This is a genomic window from Microbacterium arabinogalactanolyticum, from assembly GCF_030268005.1.
GTDB lineage: Bacteria > Actinomycetota > Actinomycetes > Actinomycetales > Microbacteriaceae > Microbacterium > Microbacterium arabinogalactanolyticum.
The window spans coordinates 1,066,111-1,086,965 of sequence record NZ_BRZC01000004.1; the positions used below are offsets into that span (position 1 = coordinate 1,066,111).

22 protein-coding genes are annotated in these 20,855 nt (G+C 69.3%); 6 read left to right on the forward strand and 16 right to left on the reverse strand.

Annotated elements, in window-relative coordinates:
• Positions 1-34: 34 nt before the first annotated feature.
• The 3 genes from MIAR_RS09515 to guaB form a co-directional block, all read right to left on the reverse strand.
• Positions 35-586 (reverse strand): OsmC family protein, encoded by a 552-nt coding sequence (locus MIAR_RS09515; protein ID WP_285634679.1) that lies wholly within the window; start codon positions 584-586, stop codon positions 35-37.
• An 80-nt stretch (positions 587-666) separates the two neighbouring features.
• On the reverse strand, positions 667-942 hold the full coding sequence (locus tag MIAR_RS09520; protein WP_285634682.1) for a DUF2277 domain-containing protein: 276 nt from the start codon (positions 940-942) through the stop codon (positions 667-669).
• A 96-nt stretch (positions 943-1,038) separates the two neighbouring features.
• On the reverse strand, positions 1,039-2,544 hold the full coding sequence (gene guaB / locus MIAR_RS09525) for an IMP dehydrogenase (RefSeq protein WP_285634685.1): 1,506 nt from the start codon (positions 2,542-2,544) through the stop codon (positions 1,039-1,041).
• 283 nt (positions 2,545-2,827) lie between these two features.
• Here guaB and MIAR_RS09530 point away from each other — a divergent pair, with 283 nt between their 5' ends.
• The 4 genes from MIAR_RS09530 to MIAR_RS09545 are packed head-to-tail and all read left to right on the forward strand — an operon-like array spanning position 2,828 to position 6,880.
• Positions 2,828-4,177 carry a branched-chain amino acid ABC transporter permease gene (locus MIAR_RS09530; protein ID WP_285634688.1) on the forward strand — a complete coding sequence of 450 codons (1,350 nt, stop codon included), beginning with the start codon at positions 2,828-2,830 and terminating at the stop codon, positions 4,175-4,177.
• 3 nt (positions 4,178-4,180) lie between these two features.
• On the forward strand, positions 4,181-5,158 hold the full coding sequence (locus tag MIAR_RS09535) for a branched-chain amino acid ABC transporter permease (protein ID WP_285634690.1): 978 nt from the start codon (positions 4,181-4,183) through the stop codon (positions 5,156-5,158).
• 22 nt (positions 5,159-5,180) lie between these two features.
• Positions 5,181-6,149 carry an ABC transporter ATP-binding protein gene (locus MIAR_RS09540; RefSeq protein ID WP_285635737.1) on the forward strand — a complete coding sequence of 323 codons (969 nt, stop codon included), beginning with the start codon at positions 5,181-5,183 and terminating at the stop codon, positions 6,147-6,149.
• Positions 6,146-6,880 (forward strand): ABC transporter ATP-binding protein, encoded by a 735-nt coding sequence (locus MIAR_RS09545; RefSeq protein ID WP_285634693.1) that lies wholly within the window; start codon positions 6,146-6,148, stop codon positions 6,878-6,880. The genes MIAR_RS09540 and MIAR_RS09545 overlap by 4 nt, the downstream gene beginning before the upstream one ends.
• Positions 6,881-7,035: 155 nt before the next feature.
• Here the strand turns inward: MIAR_RS09545 and MIAR_RS09550 are convergent, their stop codons facing one another.
• The 3 genes from MIAR_RS09550 to groES all read right to left on the reverse strand — a co-directional run bounded on the left by MIAR_RS09550 (position 7,036) and on the right by groES (position 9,722).
• Positions 7,036-8,292 carry an ABC transporter substrate-binding protein gene (locus MIAR_RS09550; RefSeq protein WP_285634696.1) on the reverse strand — a complete coding sequence of 419 codons (1,257 nt, stop codon included), beginning with the start codon at positions 8,290-8,292 and terminating at the stop codon, positions 7,036-7,038.
• 120 nt (positions 8,293-8,412) lie between these two features.
• A complete protein-coding gene (gene rarD, locus MIAR_RS09555) occupies positions 8,413-9,327 on the reverse strand; it encodes an EamA family transporter RarD (RefSeq protein WP_285634699.1) in 915 nt (304 codons plus the stop codon).
• Between the two features lie 98 nt (positions 9,328-9,425).
• Positions 9,426-9,722 (reverse strand): co-chaperone GroES, encoded by a 297-nt coding sequence (gene groES, locus MIAR_RS09560; protein ID WP_099196502.1) that lies wholly within the window; start codon positions 9,720-9,722, stop codon positions 9,426-9,428.
• A 148-nt stretch (positions 9,723-9,870) separates the two neighbouring features.
• Between groES and MIAR_RS09565 the strand changes: the two genes are divergently transcribed.
• Entirely contained in the window at positions 9,871-11,136 is a 1,266-nt protein-coding gene (locus tag MIAR_RS09565) for a class I SAM-dependent methyltransferase (RefSeq protein ID WP_285634711.1), read from the forward strand.
• On the opposite strand, the gene MIAR_RS09570 is transcribed toward MIAR_RS09565, so the two are convergent.
• Genes MIAR_RS09570 through tsaB form a run of 6 tightly spaced genes read right to left on the reverse strand, consistent with a single transcriptional unit; the run spans position 11,137 to position 15,926 of the window.
• The gene (locus MIAR_RS09570; RefSeq protein WP_285634714.1) at positions 11,137-12,288 is read right to left on the reverse strand and encodes a hypothetical protein; all 1,152 of its coding nucleotides are present in this window, start codon (positions 12,286-12,288) and stop codon (positions 11,137-11,139) included.
• A complete protein-coding gene (locus MIAR_RS09575) occupies positions 12,285-13,334 on the reverse strand; it encodes a hypothetical protein (RefSeq protein ID WP_285634717.1) in 1,050 nt (349 codons plus the stop codon). The genes MIAR_RS09570 and MIAR_RS09575 overlap by 4 nt, the downstream gene beginning before the upstream one ends.
• Before the next feature lie 15 nt (positions 13,335-13,349).
• On the reverse strand, positions 13,350-13,796 hold the full coding sequence (locus MIAR_RS09580; RefSeq protein WP_285634720.1) for a hypothetical protein: 447 nt from the start codon (positions 13,794-13,796) through the stop codon (positions 13,350-13,352).
• A complete protein-coding gene (gene tsaD / locus MIAR_RS09585; RefSeq protein ID WP_285634723.1) occupies positions 13,793-14,857 on the reverse strand; it encodes a tRNA (adenosine(37)-N6)-threonylcarbamoyltransferase complex transferase subunit TsaD in 1,065 nt (354 codons plus the stop codon). The genes MIAR_RS09580 and tsaD overlap by 4 nt, the downstream gene beginning before the upstream one ends.
• Positions 14,854-15,342, reverse strand: a complete 489-nt coding sequence (rimI, locus tag MIAR_RS09590; RefSeq protein WP_285634725.1) for a ribosomal protein S18-alanine N-acetyltransferase — start codon at positions 15,340-15,342, stop codon at positions 14,854-14,856. Before rimI ends, tsaD begins: the two co-directional genes overlap by 4 nt.
• Complete coding sequence (gene tsaB, locus MIAR_RS09595) at positions 15,339-15,926, reverse strand: tRNA (adenosine(37)-N6)-threonylcarbamoyltransferase complex dimerization subunit type 1 TsaB (protein ID WP_285634728.1); 588 nt, start codon at positions 15,924-15,926, stop codon at positions 15,339-15,341. Before tsaB ends, rimI begins: the two co-directional genes overlap by 4 nt.
• A gap of 67 nt (positions 15,927-15,993) precedes the next feature.
• On the opposite strand from tsaB, the gene MIAR_RS09600 reads away from it, so the two are divergent.
• Complete coding sequence (locus MIAR_RS09600) at positions 15,994-16,863, forward strand: tetratricopeptide repeat protein (protein WP_285634730.1); 870 nt, start codon at positions 15,994-15,996, stop codon at positions 16,861-16,863.
• Between the two features lie 17 nt (positions 16,864-16,880).
• On the opposite strand, the gene tsaE is transcribed toward MIAR_RS09600, so the two are convergent.
• From tsaE to glmS, 4 genes are all read right to left on the reverse strand, one after another.
• Positions 16,881-17,363 carry a tRNA (adenosine(37)-N6)-threonylcarbamoyltransferase complex ATPase subunit type 1 TsaE gene (gene tsaE / locus MIAR_RS09605; protein ID WP_285634733.1) on the reverse strand — a complete coding sequence of 161 codons (483 nt, stop codon included), beginning with the start codon at positions 17,361-17,363 and terminating at the stop codon, positions 16,881-16,883.
• The gene (gene alr, locus MIAR_RS09610; RefSeq protein WP_285634736.1) at positions 17,360-18,466 is read right to left on the reverse strand and encodes an alanine racemase; all 1,107 of its coding nucleotides are present in this window, start codon (positions 18,464-18,466) and stop codon (positions 17,360-17,362) included. Before alr ends, tsaE begins: the two co-directional genes overlap by 4 nt.
• The gene (locus tag MIAR_RS09615) at positions 18,463-18,825 is read right to left on the reverse strand and encodes a holo-ACP synthase (protein WP_285634739.1); all 363 of its coding nucleotides are present in this window, start codon (positions 18,823-18,825) and stop codon (positions 18,463-18,465) included. Before MIAR_RS09615 ends, alr begins: the two co-directional genes overlap by 4 nt.
• 174 nt (positions 18,826-18,999) lie before the next feature.
• The gene (glmS, locus tag MIAR_RS09620; protein WP_285634741.1) at positions 19,000-20,850 is read right to left on the reverse strand and encodes a glutamine--fructose-6-phosphate transaminase (isomerizing); all 1,851 of its coding nucleotides are present in this window, start codon (positions 20,848-20,850) and stop codon (positions 19,000-19,002) included.
• Positions 20,851-20,855: the final 5 nt, after the last annotated feature.

The following is a 20,855-nucleotide window of genomic DNA, read 5'->3' on the forward strand; positions in this document are numbered from 1 at the left end:
TCGCGACCCGCGAGACGACGGCGGGCGGGATGCCTCAGACCAGCGCGCCGGAGGTCGGGACGGGGTTCGCGAACAGGTCCAGCACCGGGCAGTGCTCCTCGACGACGGCGCGGAGCCTCTCGTACTCCTCGGCCGTGTTCGGGCCCGTGATGTCGACCTTAACGCGCACATCGTGGAAGCCCGCGCGGCCCGACTCGTCGATGCCGAACAGCTTGCGCACGTCGAGGTCGCCCTCGGCGGTGACCTCGATGTCGTCGATGGTGAGGCCGAGGGCCTGCGCGTAGAGGCGGAACACCACCACCTGACAGGAGATCAGCGCGCCGAGCGCGTACTCGACGGGGCTGGCGGCCGCGTCATCACCGGCGAGTGCCGCGGGCTCGTCGACGAGGAAGCGGTGCTTGCCCGCGCGGATCTCCGTGCCGACGGAACCGACTCCGCGACCGGTGACCTTGTAGGTCAGCTGCGCGTTGGAGGCGTCGCGGGCGATGCGCTCGTTCCACGTCGTCCCGGCGTCGGTGAGTCGCTGGGCGCGCTCGTCGGCGGTGACGTCTGCGATGGCGGTGAACTGGTCGTTGAGAAGTGTCATGCGGCGACGGTAGCCCGGCGGCCGGATGCCGCGCTCGCGCGCCGTCACACCCCGCAACGCCGCGTCACACGGCGCAATGCTCAGGCCGCGTAGCGTCCCGACGCGACGGCTTTGGCACGCGCCTTCGCCGCCTCCTCCTCGCGGTTCTTCGGCGGACGCGTGGCGACCAGGTCGTTCAGCAGGTGCTGAGTGATGTGCGCGATCTCGGCGACGGCGTGATCGAACGCCTCCTGGTTGGCTTTGGACGGCTTGGTCGTCCCGGCGATCTTGCGCACGTACTGCAGGGCGGCCGCGTTCACCTCCTCAGAGGTGGCGGCGGGCTCGAAGTTGTGAAGGGTGTGGATGCTGCGGCACATGACCTGCACGCTACGCGGAGCGTCCGACATCCGGAACCCCCTCGCGGACATGCGGAGAGGGCGGATGCCGCGGCATCCGCCCTCTCCAAGGCACTCTCAGCGCTTGTTGTAGTTCGGCGCCTCGACGACGATCTGCACGTCGTGCGGGTGCGACTCCTTCAGACCCGCCGAGGTGATGCGCACGAACTTTCCACGCGACTTGAGCTCCTCGATGGTGCGCGCGCCGACGTAGAACATCGACTGACGCAGGCCGCCGATCAGCTGGTAGGCCACCGCCGAGACCGGGCCGCGGTAGGGCACCTGGCCCTCGATGCCCTCGGGGATGAGCTTGTCGTCGCTGGGGACGTCGGCCTGGAAGTAGCGGTCCTTCGAGTAGGAGGTCTGCTTGCCGCGGGTCTGCATCGCACCGAGCGAGCCCATGCCGCGATACAGCTTGAACTGCTTGCCCGACTGGAAGACGATCTCGCCCGGCGACTCGTCGGTGCCGGCGAGCAGGGAGCCGAGCATCACGGCGTCCGCTCCGGCGACCAGCGCCTTGGCGATGTCGCCCGAGTACTGCAGGCCGCCGTCGGCGATCACCGGGATGCCTGCCGGACCTGCGGCCAGCGAGGCCTCGTACACGGCGGTCACCTGCGGCACGCCGACTCCGGCGACGATGCGGGTGGTGCAGATCGAGCCCGGGCCAACGCCCACCTTGACGGCGTCGACGCCGGCGTCCACCAGCGCCTGTGCGCCCTCGCGGGTCGCGACGTTGCCGCCGATGATGTCGATGTGCTCGAAGGTCGGGTCGGCCTTCAGACGCTTGACCAGGTCGATCACGCCCTGCGACTGGCCGTTGGCGGTGTCGACGACCAGCACGTCCACACCCGCGTCGCGCAGTGCCTCGGCGCGCTCCCAGGCGTCGCCGAAGAAGCCGATCGCGGCGCCGACGCGCAGGCGGCCCTGGTCGTCCTTGGTGGCGAGGGGGTACTTCTCGCTCTTGTCGAAGTCCTTGATGGTGATCAGCCCGGCGAGCTTGCCGTTCTCATCGATGAGCGGCAGCTTCTCGACGCGGTGCTGCGCGAACAGCGAGATGACCTCGCCGGCGGCGACGCCGACGGGAGCGGTGACCAGGTTCTCGCTGGTCATGACGTCCTTGACCAGGGTGGTCTTGCGCTCGAAGCCCGACACGAAGCGCATGTCGCGGTTGGTGATGATGCCCACCAGACGACCCTCGTCGTCGACGACCGGCAGACCCGAGATGCGGTACTTGGCGCACAGCTGGTCGACCTCGTCGACGGTGGCGTCGGCGGTCGTGGTGATCGGGTCGGTGATCATGCCCGACTCGCTGCGCTTGACGCGGTCGACGTCGGCGGCCTGGTCGGCGATGGAGAGGTTGCGGTGCAGGATGCCGATGCCGCCCTCACGCGCCATGGCGATGGCCATGCGCGCCTCGGTGACCGTGTCCATCGCGCTGGAGAGCAGCGGGGTCGCGACCGAGATACGGCGCGTGATGCGGGAGGAGGTGTCCGCCTCGCTGGGGATGACGTCGGTGTGCCCGGGCAGAAGCAGCACGTCATCGTAGGTGAGTCCGACGAAACCGAACGGGTCGTGCTGGGGCATGAAAACTGGCTCCTCTGCGCCGGGGGCGCGATCGATTGTCGAGAGTGCGCGGGACGACTGCAGCCGGGACGGGAGCGGTGTCCGTCGTGTACCGATTCTAAACGTCTGACGCCTGCGGATATTCCGAGAGCCCTGTCAGGCGGCGGCCGTGCGACACTCCCGGGCTTCGTTCCGATCAGGACACGGTTGTGCGGATGCGGCCTGGAGCGGGATACGCTCAGTGCGACGTCCAGAACCGACCACTACCCGGTGTCGGTTCTTCAGCACTCGATGTGGAGGATGCGTGGGACTCAGAACCGCGGCGCTTCGGCGCCCCCAGAACGGGCTGATCGCGTTGCTTGCGACGCTTTTGGCCGCCTTCATCGTGCTCGGCGTACCCGCCGGTTCAGCACAGGCCGCCACGACACCTGACGGCCAGGAGATCACCCAGTTCTACTTCGCCGGGAACATCACGTACAAGGACAAGCCGATCCCTGACGTGAAGCTCTCGGTCAAGGGGAACGGCTTCGAGGGCAAGACCAAGACGGATTCCGCCGGCAAGTGGCGCCTGTACGTGCCGAAGAAGGCCGCGTACACGATCTCGATCGACGAGGACACCCTGCCGAAGGGCGTGATCGTCGACGCCGCGCAGCTCCCCGAGGGCGTGAAGGCGGTCGCCGGGACGAGCGGCTCGTTCGAGGCCGCGTTCGGGCTGACCGGCACCAAGATCGTCAACCTCTTCCTCGGTCAGGGCGAACGCGTCACGGTCTCGTTCACCGATCAGTTGCTCTCCCGCGCGGTCGGCGGCATCAACTTCGGCCTGCTTCTCGGCCTCGCCTCGATGGGCGCCGCGCTCATCTACGGGACGACGAGGCTGTCGAACTTCGCGCACGGCGAGATGGTCACCTGGGGCGGTGTCGCCGCCCTGCTCGTGAGCTCGGTCTGGCAGCTGCCGCTGTGGGCCGGCCTGATCGCGTCCATCGCCGCCGGTGCGCTGCTGGGCTGGGCGATGGACGCCGGCCTGTGGCGCCCGCTGCGCCGGCGCGGCCTCGGGGTCGTGCAGCTCATGATCGTCAGCATCGGCCTCTCGCTCACGCTCCGATTCGTGCTGCAGTACATCATCGGCGGCGGCACGTACCAGTTGCCGGGCGCGAGCCCGGAGCCGATGAAGCTGGGTCCGATCTCGCTGTCGTACATCGACCTGATCGGCATGGGCGTGAGTCTGGTCGCCATCCTCGGCGTCGCGTACTTCCTCACGCGCACGCGGATCGGCAAGGCGACCCGCGCCATCTCGGACAACCCTCAGCTCGCCGCGGCATCCGGCATCGACGTCGACAGGGTGATCCGCATCGTGTGGATCATGGCCGGGATCCTGGCCTCGATCTCCGGCATCCTGTGGGCGTACTTCCGCCCCGGCGTGAAGTGGGACATGGGCATGCAGATGCTGCTCCTGATGTTCTGCGCGATCACGCTCGGCGGCCTCGGATCGGCCTTCGGCGCACTGATCGGCTCGATCATCGTCGGAATCGCGGTGGAGGTCTCCACCCTCTGGATCCCGTCGGATCTGAAGTACGCCAGCGCGCTGATCGCGCTGATCGTGGTGCTGCTGGTCAGGCCCCAGGGCCTGTTCGGCCGCAAGGAAAGGCTGGGCTGACGCATGGACTGGGGACAGATCTTCGGCAACACCGTCACGTATCTCCTGCACCCGACCACCATCGCGTACGCCCTGGCGGCGACCGGTCTCGCGGTGCACTTCGGCTACTCCGGCCTGCTGAACTTCGGCATGGCGGCCTTCATGGCCGTGGGCGGATACGGATACGCGATCTCCGTGCTCAGCTTCGGCCTCCCCTGGTGGATGGGCATGCTCATCGGTCTGCTGGGCGGAGTGCTGTTCGCGCTGATCCTCGGCATCCCGACGCTCCGGCTGCGCGCGGACTACCTCGCGATCGCGACGATCGCGGCCGCCGAGATCGTGCGGCTGCTGTTCCAGACCGAGCTGTTCAAGGAGTACACGAACTCCTCGGCGGGTCTGCGCGGCTACAGCGACGGCTTCCGCTCGATCAACCCGTTCCCGCCTGGCACGTACGGGTTCGGTCCGTTCACGTACACCGAGGTCGAGCTGTGGAACCGCGTCTTCGGACTCATCATGCTCGCCCTCGCGGTGCTGGTCGTCTGGGCGCTCATGCGCAGCCCGTGGGGCCGCGTGCTCAAGGGCATCCGCGAGGATGAGGACGCCGTGCGCTCGCTCGGCAAGAACGTGTTCGCGTACAAGATGCAGGCGCTGATCATCGGCGGGGTCATCGGCGCGATGGGCGGCATCGTGTTCGCCGTCCCCTCGGCCGTGGTGCCGGGCAGCTACTCGACGTCGCTGACGTTCTTCCTCTGGACGATCCTCCTGCTGGGAGGCGCCGCCACGGTGCTCGGCCCGACGCTCGGCGCCGTGCTCTTCTGGATCGTGTTCTCGTTCCTCGGGAACCTCCTGCCGCAGATGGCCACCGCGGGATACCTCCCCATGACGTCGATCCAGGCCGAGATCGTGCGATGGATCCTGGCCGGTGTGGTGCTGATGCTGATCGTGATCTTCCGCCCGCAGGGCATCCTCGGAGACAAGAGGGAGATGACCTTTGTCAAGTGAGAACCAGCCCGTCACCGAGAGTGTGAAGCGGCAGAAGTCAACCGGCCTGACCAAGGGGCCGGCAGCGCCCGGAGTGGCGAAGGTCGACCCGATCCTGGTCGTCGACGGAGTGGAGCGCCGATTCGGCGGTCTGGCCGCGGTGGACGTGGATCATCTCGAGATCCCGCGGGGCGCCATCACCGCCCTGATCGGGCCGAACGGCGCGGGCAAGACCACGCTGTTCAACCTGCTCTGCGGGTTCGACAAGCCCAACGCGGGGACCTGGTCCTACGACGGCAAGAGCCTCGCCGGAGTGCCGTCGTTCAAGGTGGCGCGGATGGGTCAGGTGCGGACGTTCCAGCTGACCAAGGCGCTGTCGCTGCTCACCGTGCTCGAGAACATGAAGCTCGGCGCACCGCATCAGCGGGGCGAGAGTTTCTTCGCGGCGATGTTCCCATTCCTCTGGCGGAAGCAGGATGCCGAGATCGAGACGAAGGCCCGCGAGCTCCTCGCGCGCTTCAAGCTCGACGCCAAGGAGAAGGACTTCGCCGCCGCGCTGTCGGGAGGGCAGCGCAAGCTGCTGGAGATGGCCCGGGCGCTGATGAGTGATCCGAACCTGGTCATGCTCGACGAGCCGATGGCCGGCGTGAACCCGGCCCTCACGCAGTCGCTGCTGGACCACATCCTCGATCTGAAGGACCGCGGCATGACCGTGCTCTTCGTCGAGCACGACATGCACATGGTGCGCCACATCGCGGACTGGGTGGTCGTGATGGCCGAGGGCCGCGTGGTCGCGGAGGGCCCGCCCGAGGAGGTCATGGAGGACCAGGCCGTGGTGGACGCCTATCTGGGTGCGCATCAGGACGTGGATCTCGGAGTGGTCACCGGACGCCTGTCCGTCGTCGACGGAGGTGCGGCCACCGCCTCGGAGGAGCTCGCCTCCCGCATCCGGGAGAAGATCGAGGCCGAGGCCGAGGCCGAACTCGACAAGGAAGAGGAGGACCGGTCATGACCGACGACGTCGTGGTGGAGCTGACCGGGGTCCACGCCGGCTACCTGCCGGGGGTGAACATCCTGAACGGCGCGAATCTGATCGCCCGCAAGGGCGAGCTGATCGGCATCATCGGTCCCAACGGCGCCGGCAAGTCGACGCTGCTGAAGTCGATCTTCGGCATGGTCCAGGTGCGCGAGGGGGACATCACGGTCAACGGCGAGAGCATCGTGGGACTGAAGGCCGACAAGCTCGTCAAGCGCGGTGTCGCCTTCGTGCCGCAAACCAACAACGTCTTCCCGTCGCTGACCATCGCCGAGAACCTGCAGATGGGGCTGTACCAGAACCCCAGGATCTACAACGAGCGGCTCGAGTTCGTGACAGGGATCTTCGCCGAGCTCGGCAAGCGTCTCGGGCAGCGCGCGGGATCGCTCTCCGGCGGTGAGCGCCAGATGGTCGCCATGTCGCGCGCCCTGATGATGGATCCGTCGGTGCTGCTCCTCGACGAGCCCTCGGCGGGCCTCTCCCCCGTGCGGCAGGATGACGCGTTCATCCGCGTCTCGGACATCAACCGTGCGGGCGTCACGACCATCATGGTGGAGCAGAACGCGCGGCGCTGCCTGCAGATCTGCGACCGCGGCTATGTGCTCGACCAGGGCAGGGACGCCTACGAGGGCAGCGGACGGGATCTCCTGAACGACCCGAAGGTGATCGGGCTCTATCTGGGCACGCTCGGACAGGACGCCGCCTAGACCGCGCACGCGAGGAGGGGGACGGATGCCGGGCATCCGTCCCCCTCCTCGCGTATGAGATCCCCTGCGGACAGCGGACGTCACCGCGGGCCGTACGCACGGAGAGAGCCCCGGATGCCTGGCATCCGGGGCTCTCTGCGTGTGGGGCGGGTGCGTCAGCTGATGCGCTTGAGCACGTTGCCCGTCTCGAACTCGTAGACGCCGATCGCGGCGCCCTTCGGGTCGTTGTTCTCGTCGAACGTGATCTCGCCGGACAGACCGTCGTAGTCGATCTTCTTGCCGTCGTTGATTAGCTTCGCGCACTCGGCGAACGTCTTGCACTTCGTGCCCTTGTCGACGCCGCCGGAGACCGAGCGCATCTTGGCGGCCATGTCCTTGCCCTTGACGGACTGCGCCTCGAGTGCCGCCAGCGCGATGAGGGTCACCGCGTCGTAGGCCTCAGCGGAGTAGGTCACGGCATCGATCGGCTTGTTGCCCTTGGCCTCCCAGACCTTGTTCAGGTCGTCGATGAAGGTCTTGGGCAGGTCGGCTCCTGCGCGGGTTCCCTTCGAACCGCTCAGATCCACGGGGATCTGGTCCTTCCAGTCCTTCAGGTTGCCGTCGACCAGGTACAGCTTGCCGGTGTTGACGCCGGCGTTCTTGAGCAGCGGTGCGATGGTCGCGAACTGGTCGTACGAGACGACCGCGACGGCGTCCGGCTTCGCGGCCGCGACCTCGGCGACCTGGGCGTTGAACTGGCCGTCACCGACGTTGTACGAGGACTTCGCGACGACCTTGCCGCCGGACTCGCCGAACGTCTTCTCGATGGCCTCCGCCAGACCCGTGCCGTAGCCGTCGTTCTGGTAGATGATGCCGAGGGTCTTGTTGCCGTCCTCGGAGATCTGGTTGCCGAGCGTCTCGCCCTGCAGCAGGTCGCTGGGCGCCGTGCGGAAGTAGAGCGGGTTCAGGCCCGAGAAGTCGGGCGAGGTGTTCGACGGCGAGACGGTCAGGATGCCGGCGCCGACGTTGCCGTCGAGGATCAGCTTGGTCACGCTGGACGATGCCGCACCGATCATCGCGGTGATGCCCTCGCTCTGCAGCTTGGTGATCGAGGTCTCGTACGCCTTGGTGTCGGTGTCGCCCTCGTCGCCCGTGGAGAGCGTGATAGTGACGCCGGCCTTCGCCTCGTTGACGCGGTCGACGGCGAGCTGGACGCCCGCCTCCATCGGGGCGCCGAGGAACGCCAGCGAGCCCGTCTCGGGAAGCAGCGAACCCAGCTTGAGAGTGAGGTCTGCGGCGGGCTTCTTGCCGCCGTCGGTCGGCTTCTCGGATGCCGGCGTGCTGGCACAGCCGGAGATGACCAGTGCGGATGCGCTGACCAGCGCGATCCCTGCGAAGATCCTCGCCGGACGCGAGCCCTTCAATGCGTTCATGTTGCTCCCTTGCGTAACTGAACGTGGAGTACCACTTTCGGATGCCTTTACCCTATGCGGTGTGGGACTCCGGCGGTCGGCGTGCGGGTCTCGGTCCCTTAACGATCCCGGGGCTTCTCGTCAGACCAGCTCGGCGGCGGCCTCGCGGCGGCCTCGCCCCTTCTGCACCAGCAGGTCGACGACGAACACGGCGATCGCGATCCATACCAGGATGAAGCCGATCCAGCGCTCGGCGGGCATGGGCTCCCCCAGCACCGCCCAGCCCAGCAGGAACTGCATGATCGGGGTGATGAACTGGATCATGCCGATCAGCGACAGATCGACGCGCCGCGTGCCGGCGGCGAACAGCAGCAGCGGCACCGCGGTGGCGATGCCCGCGCAGGACAGCAGCACGGTGTGCAGCGGGCTGACGGTGCCCATCGTGATGCCGTGGCCGTCCTGCGCCACCACGATGAGGATGACCGCGGCGATCGGGATCATCCAGAACGACTCCAGCGTGAGGCCGCTGACCGCGTCGACGGAAGGACCGATCTTCTTCTTGACCAGCCCGTACAGACCGAAGGACGCCGTCAGCGACAGCGCGATCCACGGGAAGGCCCCATAGGCGACGATGATCACGCCCACCGCGACCGCGGCGATGCCGATCGCGACCCACTGCGCCATCCTGATGCGCTCGTGCAGCACCAGCACGCCCAGCAGCACTGTGAAGATCGGGTTGATGAAATAGCCCAGGCTCGTCTCGACCACGTGACCGCTCATCGCGGCGATCACGAAGACCTGCCAGTTGATGTAGATCAGGGCGCCGGCCAGCGCTGTGAGCGCCAGCAGCTTGGGCTGACGCCAGATGACGCGCAGCTTCTCCCAGCCGCGGGTCACGGCCAGCAGCAGGATGCAGAACACGAGTGTGAGCAGCAGCCGCCACGCGACGACCTCGAACGGGCCGGTCGGGTCGAGCAGCAGGAAGTACAGCGGGAAGACGCCCCAGAGCAGGTACGCCCCGATCGTGTACAGCGTCCCCGCGCTCTTCGTGCTCACCGATCAAGCCTAGTGGCGCCTGGAACGACGAAGGGCCCGGATGCCATGCATCCGGGCCCACAGCTACCCCCTTGGGTCGCTGAGCTTGTCGAAGCGCGTCAGCGGACGACGACCGCGAGGACGTCGCGAGCCGAGAGCACGAGGTACTCGTCGGCGCCGAACTTGACCTCGGTTCCGCCGTACTTGCTGTAGAGCACGCGGTCGCCAACGGCGACGTCGAGCGGAACGCGGTTGCCGTTGTCGTCGATGCGGCCGGGGCCCACAGCCACGACCTGGCCCTCCTGGGGCTTCTCCTTGGCGGTGTCGGGGATGACCAGACCGCTTGCGGTGGTCTGCTCTGCCTCGACCTGCTGGATGACGATGCGGTCCTCGAGCGGCTTGATGGAAACCGACACGGTGTACCTCTTCTTTCGTGACTGAGATCAGAAGACTGTTAGCACTCTCATGCCGAGGGTGCTAACTCCAGTGTATGCCGACGGCTGGCACTCATGCAATGCGAGTGCCAACCGGGCGGGCCGGGACGCGCGACCGTAGGCTGGTCGGGTGGACATGTCCGAGCTGACCGCCCTGCTCACCCGCGACGGCCTCGCGCTGCTCGACGAGGTCGGGCCGGTCGAGTCGTCCGGCGACGTCGCGCGCGCCGTGTCGCGGCTGCGCGCGGCCGGCCACTCCCCGGAGCTCGTGTCGGCCGTGGTCGGACAGGCGCACCTGCGGGTGAAGGCGGCGGCGAAGTTCGGCGAGTTCGCCGAGCGGATGCTGTTCACCCGGGCCGGGCTCGAGCAGGCCACGCGGCTGAACGTCGCCACGCTGCACGCCGTGCGGATGCGACGGGCCGGGATCACCGCGGTCACCGATCTCGGCTGCGGCATCGGCGGCGACAGCCTCGCCTTCGCGGGTGCGGGGCTGACCGTGACGGCGGTGGACGCCGATGAGGTGACCGCCGGCATCGCGGCGTACAACCTCGCGCCGTTCGACGCGACCGTACGCCACGGCCAGGCCGAGGAGTTCCTGAGCGCCAGCGGCGGGAATGTGCGCTTGCCGCGGACAGAATCCGCGGATTCGTCCGCGCGAAGCGCACATTCCCGCGCGAAGCGCTCGGCGGCCGACGGTGCGGTGTGGCTGGACCCCGCCCGGCGCACCGCCGGGCACAGCGAGACGCGCCGACTGTCCGCATCCGACTGGTCGCCGTCGCTGGACTGGTGCTTCGAGGTCGCGCGCAGCCACCCGACGGGGATCAAGCTCGGACCGGGGCTGGACCGCGATCTCATCCCCGACGACGTCGAGGCGCAGTGGGTCAGCGCCGACGGCAGCGTGGTCGAACTGGTGCTGTGGAGCGGCGCGCTCGCCCGCGACGGCATCCGCCGGTCGGCGCTGATCGTGGCCGGCGGGCAGACCCACGAGCTGACCGCGGAAGCTGATGCCGAGGACGCACCGGTCCGCGAGCTCGGCGCATTCGTGCACGAACCGGACGGGGCCGTGATCCGTGCGCGGCTGATCGGCGACGCGGCACGGATGCTGGATGCGGGGATGCTCGACGAGCAGATCGCCTATCTCACCGGCGACGCCGCGGTGACGAGCCCGTTCGTGCAGTCGTTCCGCGTGCGGGAGACCATGCCCGCGCATCCCAAGACCATCAATGCGGCGCTCAGGGCGAACGACATCGGCCGGCTCGAGATCAAGAAGCGCGGCATGGACATCGACCCGGCGGTGTTCCGGAAGAAGCTGACGCTGAAGGGCTCACAGCAGGCGACGCTGCTCCTCACCCGGACACCGGCCGGACGCGTGGCGATCCTCGCCGACCGGGTCTGATCAGTTCTCGTTCTCGTCGATCGGGTTGCAGGTGCCATCGGTGTCGCAGACGACCGTGGTGATCGCCTGCGGGCCGCGGATGATCGTCAGGACGGGTCCGCGCCGTTCCGTCCACTTCACGCTGTAGACCGCTTCCCGATAGGGCAGTTCTACCGTCTCGGTCGAGCCGTCGGCCCCGCAGGCCTTCGCGATCTCGAGCGTCTCCGGATCGACCACGGCCACGCAGCCGCCGCGGTTGTAGTCGAACCAGATCGGCAGGTCGCCGTCGCGACCCAGGATCGTCAGGTTCTGGCCGTCGAATCCGGCATCCTGCAACGCACCGACCAGCCGCATCTCCGCATCCGAGTACTGCTGCTGCCACGAGTCGTCGTTGACGTCCGCCTCCCACTGCTGGACGAACACGGTCCAGTCCCCGTTGATCGTCCTGGTGAGGAGCGCGTTCACCGATCTGGTCGTGTCACCTTCTTGAAGACCGTTCACACCGGCTGCGATGGTGTCGCCGCGGGGGTAGCCCGCCGTGCCGCCGCACGCCGTGCTGCGCTGCTCCTGCGCGGCGATGACCACGCACCGCTCCTTGCCGCGGGAGGCCGTCCACACGGAGGCGCCGTACTGCTCGCCGGCGAACTCGAGAGTGCCGGCGTCCACCTCTCCCGACGTGATGATCTCGCGCTGGATCTTCTGCTGTTCGGCGGACATCGCAGGCGCCGTACGCGCGGCGGGATGCGGCACTGTCATCCAGCCGATTCCGAGCCCGACGACCAGGGCGGCCGCCGCCACCGCGGGGATGAGCCACCGCGGGCGATATCTCTCCGCCGAGGGGGACGCGGGCTTCTCGATTGCCGCCGGCTGGCCTGGCGGAGCCGCGTACACCGGCCCCGGCATCGCTGGTCCCGTCGACGGGTCGTTCCGGTTGTCGGGCAGCGACGTCTCCCCGACGACATCGGACTCCGATGTCCTCCCCGTGTCCGTCCTGACCCTCGCGGCATCCGCGTCCGGCTCCGCAGTCGCGGAGGCCGCCGACGCGTGGTCGTCGGCGGACCTCGGTGCCGACAGCATCCGCAGTTCCTCGGTCTCCTCCGGGGTCAGTGCGCCGCCTGGGGCATAGAGGCGGCGCTGGAGCTCACGCCGGCGTGCGGCATCCGCATCGCTCATCCCTGCACCCCCGTACCCCGGTAGATTGTCAACGCGTCCCCGCGGTCGGTAGTGTGCTCGATGGCGTATGTGGTGTCGCCGATCGTCAGCTCGAGCGGCTCGATTCGTGCGGGCCCGCCGCACTGCTGCACGACCCCGTCCCCCTGCACCACCATCAGGCACTGCCGCTGCTCGTCGTCGACGCCGCTCCACACCGGGGTGTCGCCGTCGTAGCCGAGGATGTTCAGCATCTGGCCCGAGAACCCCGCATCCTCGAGCACGCTGACCATGGCGAGTTCGGACTCCCCGTACATCGCACGCCAGTCGAATCCTTCGGTCATGTTCTGGCGCTGCATCACCACGGCCTGCTCGCCGTTGATGTCCTCCACGACCGCCGCCCACACCGAGTACTGGACGCGCTTTTCGCTGTAGTCCAGGTTGGCCTGCAGCTGCTCCCCGTTCGCGCGCTGATCCGGGTTCAGGCAGCCGGCCGAGTGGCCGTCGGTCGGGTCGTCCGAGCCGCCTTCGCGGGTCAGGATCAGGCACTCGAGCTTGGATGCGGACTGGGTTCCCTTCCAGGCATCCACCCCGTACTTGCTGCCGACCAGTCGAAGGGAACCGGGCTCGTACGTCCCGGAGGCGTCGAGCTTCGCCCACGCCGTCTGCTGCGCGGCGGTCATCGGCGTGTGCTCGCCGAAGACGAGACGGCCGGCGACGAGACCCAGCACCACCGCGACGATCGCGATGACCGGGATCAGCAGGCGCTGAGGGAAGTGACGACGAGCGGATGCCGCGGGCACACGCGCAGGGTCCGGATCAGCAGCCGGCTGCTCGGGGTCCGTGTCCGAGGACGCCCGCCTCGGCTCCTGCGACGATCCCGCCCACATCACCGCGGCTCGGAACGCGTCATCTCGAGTCGGCGCCGGCTCGGGGATCGGGGGCGCAACCACGGGAGTCGTCAGATTGCGCGCGTCCAGATCGCGCAGCTCAGCGGCCTCGGCATCCGTCAGCGAGCCCCCGGGTGCGTAGGCACGCAACTGAAGCTCACGTCGTCGTGCAGCTTCCACCCCCTCCAGCATCCATCACCCCAGTCTCTCGAACTGCATGGTCGCCCAGATCAGCCAGCCCGCACTGAACAGCGTGGCACACAGTCCGAGAACAAGAGCCCACATCGCAATGGCGCGGCTCTCCAGCGGGCGCCGCAGTGACATGATCGCCGAGATCACGGCGACGATCGCCACCGGTATCCCCCACCCCACGAACATCGACGTCGCCAGCGCGACGATCGCGGCGAACAGGGCCCACGGCGCAAGCCTGGCGTCATCCACCGGCACCGGGTCCGACTCCGCGTGCGGCTCCCAGTCCGACCGCGTCGCGAACTCCTCGGCATCCGGCTCGTGGGTGGTCCGCTCGACCGGGATCGGCGCGGTCGGCAGCTTGCCGTAGCCCTTCGACGCACCGGGCAGCGCCGCACTCCCCTCGGGTCGCTCGACCTCGGGAGTGGGTCCCTCGATGCGCGGATCGGTCATGCCGGGCTCACCTGGATCTCGGTCACGGGCAGCGTCGAGTCCGCCCCGAACGCCAGTGTCGACGCGCCACGGCCGCTCGAGATCAGCTCTGCTGCGAGGCCGGCGATCATCGCACCGTTGTCCGTGCACAGGCTCAGCGGAGGGATGCGCACGGTGACGCCGGCCGCGGCGGCGCGCTCCAGCGTCACCTCGCGCAGACGCCGATTGGCGATCACGCCACCGCCCAGCAGCAGGCGAGGGACGCCTCGGTCCTGGCAGGCGGCGAGTGCCTTGGTCACCAGCACGTCGACCACCGCTTCGCGGAAGCTGGCGGCGACATCGGCGACGGGGACCTCCTCGCCGTTGGCCTCGGCGCGCTCGATCCAGCGGGCGACCGCCGTCTTCAGCCCCGAGAACGAGAAGTCGTAGCGGTGCTTCTCCAGATCGGATGCCTTGGCCAGCCCTCGTGGGAAGCGGATCGCCTTCGGGTCGCCGCCGACCGCGGCCTTGTCGATCTGCGGCCCGCCGGGGTACGGGAGCCCCAGCAGGCGGGCGACCTTGTCGAAGGCCTCGCCGGCCGCGTCGTCGACGGTCTCGCCGAGCAGCTCGACATCGGTCGTGAGATCGCGCACATGCAGCAGTGACGTGTGGCCTCCGCTGACGAGCAGGGCGATCGTCGGGTACTCGATGGGCTCCGCATCCCCGGCGACGATGTCGGCGGCGATGTGCCCGACCAGATGGTTCACCGCGTACAGCGGCTTCCCCAGAGACACCGCGAGGCCCTTGGCTGCGCCCACGCCGACCATGAGCGCACCGGCCAGGCCGGGCCCGCTGGTCACGGCGATGGCGTCCAGGTCGTCGAGGGTCACCTCCGCCTCGGCAAGGGCCCGCTCGATCGACGGCTGCAGGGCCTCCAGATGTGCACGCGCGGCGACCTCGGGAACGACGCCGCCGTAGCGGGCGTGCTCGTCCATGCTCGACGCGATCGTGTTCGAGAGCAGGGTGCGGCCGCGCACGATGCCGATGCCGGTCTCGTCGCAGCTGGTCTCGATGCCGAGCACGAGGGGTTCGGTGGTGGTCATGCGGAGGCCTCCTGCCCGGATGCTGCGCCGACGGTCCAGGCCTGCAGGTCGAGCCGCATCACCACGGCGTCCACGTCATCGGGCTGGTAGTAGCGCGGGCGGCGCCCCAGCTCCGCGAAGCCCTCCGACCGGTACAGGCCCTCGGCGACGGGATTGTCGGCGCGCACTTCGAGGAACAGCTCGCGGGCCCCGCGGGCGCCCGCCTCGGCGATCAGCGCGCGCAGCAGGGCACGACCCCTCCCCTGCCCTCGGACAGACTCATCGAGCGCGATGGTCTGGATGTCGGCATCCGATCCGCCGCGCAGTGCGCGCAGCCCGCCGTAGCCGACCACGCGTCCGCCCTCCTCATCGACGAGGTAGTGGTTGTGGGCGCTGGCGACCTCAGCGCGCATGGTGCCCTCGCTCCACGCGTCCGTGGGAAAGCTGCGGCGCTCGAGGTCCATGATCGCGGCGAGGTCGTCGCCGGTCGCGAGGCGGAGGGTCATGCGCTCACCCGCTTCGGAGCGCCGGGCTGCACGACATCCGGCGAGCGCAGGTAGAGCGGCTCGGCATCGGCGAGGGTCCGGCCGGCGGCGATCGCGCGGGCGCCGACGAGAGCCAGGGCGGAGGCCGAGAGCTCGGCGACCTCGTGCACCGGCTCGGCGAGTTCGGCACCGCGCTTCTCCAGGCGCGTGGGGAGCACCAGGTGCGGGATGCCGTCGGCATCCGCTCCGTCGAAGACGCTCACCGCGATCTCACGACGGCGGGCGTCGGTGACGACCGCGAATCGGTCCTGGATGCCCGCCGCCTGCGCGATCGCGAAGTGGCTGGGGATCGGGATGACCGGGATCCCGCGCCCGAGCGCGAAGGTGCGCGCCGCCGCGATGCCGATGCGCAGGCCGGTGAAGGGTCCGGGGCCCATGCCCGCGATCACGTGCGTGATGCCGGGGCGTGCGACCTCGGCGAGCAGATCACCGATCACCTCGGCGTGTCCGAGCGGGTCGGGCGTGGAGGCCTCGGCGACGGTGCGCCCGTCGGCGTCGATGACGGCGACGGCGGTGCCCAGGGAGGTGTCGACGGCGAGGATCACCCCTCCAGATTAGTCGGCGGCCGCTGGGCCTCGGCCGGGAGCCGGGCCCGGCGGGTACGGTCGTGGTGTGAGCTACGAGACCGCCTCCCACCTCCTGATCGACCCTGAAGCCACCGCCGAGCAGCTGTACGGAGCGGCGGTCGAGCTGCGCGGCTCGTTCGAACGCGCGGAGCACACGATCGGTCTGCTCCCGGGCGACGCCGACCAGGTGATGATCCGGGCGTACCGCGCCGCCGCAGACCGGGGCCTGGTGAGGGCGATGCTCGACCTGGGCGCGCTGTATGTGTCCGGTGAGGTGGCTCCGTGGGCGCCGTATCCCGGCAGGGATCTCGGGCAGGGCGTCGCGCTCCTGCGCCGAGCCGATGCCTCGGGGTCGCTGGCCGGCGCGGTCGGCTGGATTCGGGCCGCCTATTTCGCCCGTGACGAGTCGATGGCCCCCGCGGCCGTGGAGCGCCTGAGTGCGCTGTACTCCGCCGATCCCGAGGACGCCGGCGTGCAGCTTCTGCTGGGCTACTTCATCAGCCAGGGGTACGGGTACGCGCAGGACGTCGCCGCGGCCCTGCCGTTCTTCGAGGCTGCGGCCGCGCGGGGAGACGCTGATGCCGCGTTCGAGCTCAGCATCCTCCGCCCCGAGGCCGCCGCGGACTGGACCCGCCGCGCGGCCGACCTGGGCAGTGCACGCGCGCAGGCGAATCTCGGCGGCATGTACGCGACCGGCCAGGGCGTCGAGCAGGACGCGCGGAAGGCCGTCGAGTGGTACAGCCGAGCGGGCGACAACGGCCACGCCCGTGCCGCGTTCATCGCGGGCGTCATGCTGCTGCGCGGGGACGACGGGCTCACCCCGGACCCGGCGGCAGCCGAGGAACAGTTCGCCACGGCCGAGGAGCTCGGCTTCGACGTGGACGGGTCCCTCGACGGCATGGGCATCGCGCGCTGACGCGCGACCGTACGATCTCAGGCCTCGACGCGCTCGATCCTCACGAACCTCGGCGCATCGGCATCCAGATCCTCGTCCGCCAGGTCGGCGACGCCTCCGACCGGACGCTCCAGCTCGATGTCCCACCAGGCGTCCGCGACCGATGAGGCCATCGGCCGCCCCCACTCGATCACGACCACCGAGCGCGCGAAGTCGATGTCCAGGTCGTCCAGTTCGGCGGCCGAGCCCAGACGGTACGCGTCCACGTGCACGAGCGGCGCTCCCCCGACCAGCGAGGGATGCGTGCGGGCGATCACGAAGGTCGGGCTCTGCACGGGCCCGCGCACGCCGAGCCCCTCGGCGAGCCCACGTGTGAAGGTCGTCTTGCCTGCACCGAGCGGCCCGGTCAGCACGAGCAGGTCGCCGGCCTGCAGCTGCTCACCGATGTGCAGGCCGAGCCGCTCCATGGCGTCCGAGGTGGCGATCTCGTGCCGCCCCAGGAACGCGGGATCGATGCTCATGACACGGTCCGCCGGGGCACGCGGTCGCCGATGCGCGTGACGATCTCGTAGTTGATGGTGCCCGCGGCATCCGCCCAGTCCGTCGCCGACGGATGACCGAGTGTCGGGTCGCCGAACAGCACGACCTCGTCGCCCACCTCGACGGGCTCGTCGCCGACGTCGACGACGAACTGGTCCATGGCGATGCGGCCCGCGACGGTGTGCGGGCGTCCGTTGATCAGCACCGGGCCGACGCCGGATGCCTGACGCGGCACGCCGTCGGCATAGCCGAGCGGCACGAGCGCGAGCGTGGTGTCCCGGTCGCAGTGGTACGCGTAGTCGTACGAGACGCCGGTGCCGGCGGTGACCCGGCGGACGTTCGCGACAGCCGCGCTGAGCTTCATCGCCGGACGCAGCCCCAGATCAGCCGAGGTGCGGTCGGCGAAGGGCGACAGCCCGTAGAGGCCGAGGCCCACGCGCACCGCGTCGAGCCGCGCCTCGGGCAGCGAGATCGCGCCTGCGGTGGCGGCGAGGTGGCGGATCTCCGGACGGATGCCGAAGGACTCGGCCTGCGCGAGGATCTCCTGGTAGCGGGCGAGCTGCGCCCGGTCGTCGTCGGGGCTCGCGCCGGAGAGATGGCTGAAGATGCCGACGATGCGGATGCGTCCGATCCGCTCCAGCCGGGCGGCTTCGGCGAGCACCTGCTCGAGCTGCTCAGTGGGGATGCCGTTGCGGGAGAGCCCGGTGTCCACCTTGAGGTGGACGGATGCCAGGGATCCGGCCTCGGATGCCGCGTTGAGCTGTGCGAACGAGGAGACGCCGATCTCGATCTCGGCCTCGACCGCGTCGTCGAACCGCCGGCCGGGTTCGTGCAGCCAGGCGACCAGCGGCGCGGTGATGCCCGCGCGGCGCAGCGCGAAGGACTCCTCCAGGGTCGCCGTGCCGATCCGCGAGGCGCCTCCGGCGAGCGCGGCCGTGGCGACGGCGGCGGCACCGTGTCCGTAGCCGTTCGCTTTGACCACGCCGATCACCTGCACGCCGGTGAGGCTGCGCAGGTGGCGGACGTTCTCGGCGATCGCGCCGAGGTCGATCGTGGCCTGACGGAACGGGAAAGTGCGGGTCATGCGGCATCCGTCCTCTCGGCGATGACGTACGCGGCGGCGAGGCCGGCGTCGTGGGTGAGGCTCAGGTGCAGGGCCGTGATTCCGCGCTCGGCGACGACCGCGGCAGTCGAGCCGCTGAGCACGAAGTGCGGTCGGCCGGAAGCCTCGGAGGCGATCTCGATCTCGGTCCAGTACACGCCGTCGCTGCCGCCGAGCGCCTTGATCAGCGCCTCCTTGGCGGCGTACCGCGCGGCCAGTGAGCGCAGGCGCAGCTGCTGCTCGGACGGAGTGAAGAGCCTGTCCAGGAGGCGCGGAGTGCGGGTCACCGAGCGCTCGAACCGCGCGACGTCGACGAGGTCGATTCCGGTGCCGATGATCACCCTTTCAGCCTACTCGGGGCGTCGGATGCCCGGCATCCGAGGCCGTCGACGCGTCGAGCCAGGGGCGGACAGAGATCGGGGGCCGGCACGCCACTTCTCGGACGTCTCCAGAGAGAACGTCTGAGATCTGGCGTGTCGGCCCCCGCAGTGCGACGAGCGAGCCGAGCTGTCAGCTCACTCCACGGTGACCGACTTCGCGAGGTTGCGGGGCTGGTCGACGTCCAGGCCCTTGGCCGTGGCGAGCGCCATGGCGAAGATCTGCAGCGGGACGACCGCGAGGATCGGCTCGAACAGCGGCCCGGCGAGCGGGATGCGGATGACCTCGTCGGCGTAGGGCAGCACGGCGGCGTCGCCCTCCTCCGCCACGACGATCACACGGGCACCGCGGGCGCGGATCTCCTGGATGTTCGAGACCACCTTGGAGTGGATCAGCGCGGAGTGGCGCGGCGAGGGCACCAGCACGAACACGGGCTGGCCGGGCTCGATCAGCGCGATCGGGCCGTGCTTGAGCTCGCCGGCGGCGAATCCCTCGGCGTGGATGTACGAGATCTCCTTGAGCTTGAGCGCGCCCTCGAGCGCGATCGGGAATCCGACGTGACGACCCAGGAACAGCACCGAGCGGGTGTCGGCCATCCAGCCGGCCAGCTGCGAGACGTGCTCGGTCTCCTCGGCCAGCACCTGCGCGACCTTCTCGGGCAGCGACTGCAGCTCGCCGGCGGCCTCACGGACATCGGATGCCGAGGCGGTGCCGCGCACCCGCCCCATGTGCAGGCCCAGAAGCAGCAGGGCCGTGATCTGCGCAGAGAACGCCTTGGTCGATGCGACGGCGACCTCGGGGCCCGCGTGCGTGTAGACGACGGCATCCGACTCGCGCGGGATGGTCGCGCCCTGCGTGTTGCAGACCGACAGGGTCTTCGCACCGCGCTCGTTCGCGTACTTGACCGCCATCAGGGTGTCCATCGTCTCGCCGGACTGGCTGATCGAGACGACGAGGGTGTCGTCGCCGATCACCGGGTCGCGGTAGCGGAACTCGTGCGCGAGCTCGACGTCGACGGGCACGCGTGCCCACTGCTCGATCGCGTACTTGCCGACCAGCGCCGCATACGAGGCGGTGCCGCAGGCGGTGATGATCACGCGGTTGATGCCGGTGAACAGGTCGTCGAGTCCGTCGAGCTCGGGGATGACGACCTCGTCGCCCTGGATCCGGCCGCGGATGGTGTTCGCGACAGCCTCGGGCTGCTCGGCGACCTCCTTGGCCATGAACGAGGACCAGCCGCCCTTCTCGGCGGCCGCGGCGTCCCAGGAGACCTCGAAGGGCTGGGCCTCGACGGAGTTGCCGTCGAAGTCGGTGACCGTCACCGAGTCGGGGGTGATCGCGACGATCTGGTCCTGCCCGATGGCGAGCGCGCTGCGGGTGTGCTCGACGAACGCGGCGACGTCCGAGCCGAGGAAGTTCTCGCCCTCGCCCAGGCCGATCACCAGCGGCGAGTTGCGACGGGCGCCGACGACCAGGCCCGGCTCGTCCTGGTGGACGGCCAGCAGCGTGAACGCACCCTCCAGGCGGTTGACCACGTTGCGGAAGGCGGAGGCCAGGTCGCCGGTGCGTCGGTACTCGCGCCCGAGCAGAGCGGCCGCGACCTCGGTGTCAGTCTCGCTGAGGAAGGTGACGCCCTCGGCGCTCAGTTCGTCACGCAGTGCTGCGAAGTTCTCGATGATGCCGTTGTGGATCAGAGCGAGCTTGTCGTCATCGGCGAGGTGCGGGTGCGCGTTGCCGTCGGTGGGGCCGCCATGCGTCGCCCACCGGGTGTGGCCGATGCCGGTCGTGCCGTCAGCCAGCGCGGCATCCGCCAGCGAGTCGCGCAGCACCTTGAGCTTGCCTGCCTTCTTGCGCATGCCGAGAGCGCCGCTCTCGTCGATCACGGCGATGCCCGCCGAGTCGTAGCCGCGGTATTCGAGACGGGCGAGACCCGCGAGAAGGATGTCCTGGCTGGGCCGCGGGCCCACGTATCCGACGATTCCACACATGGGAT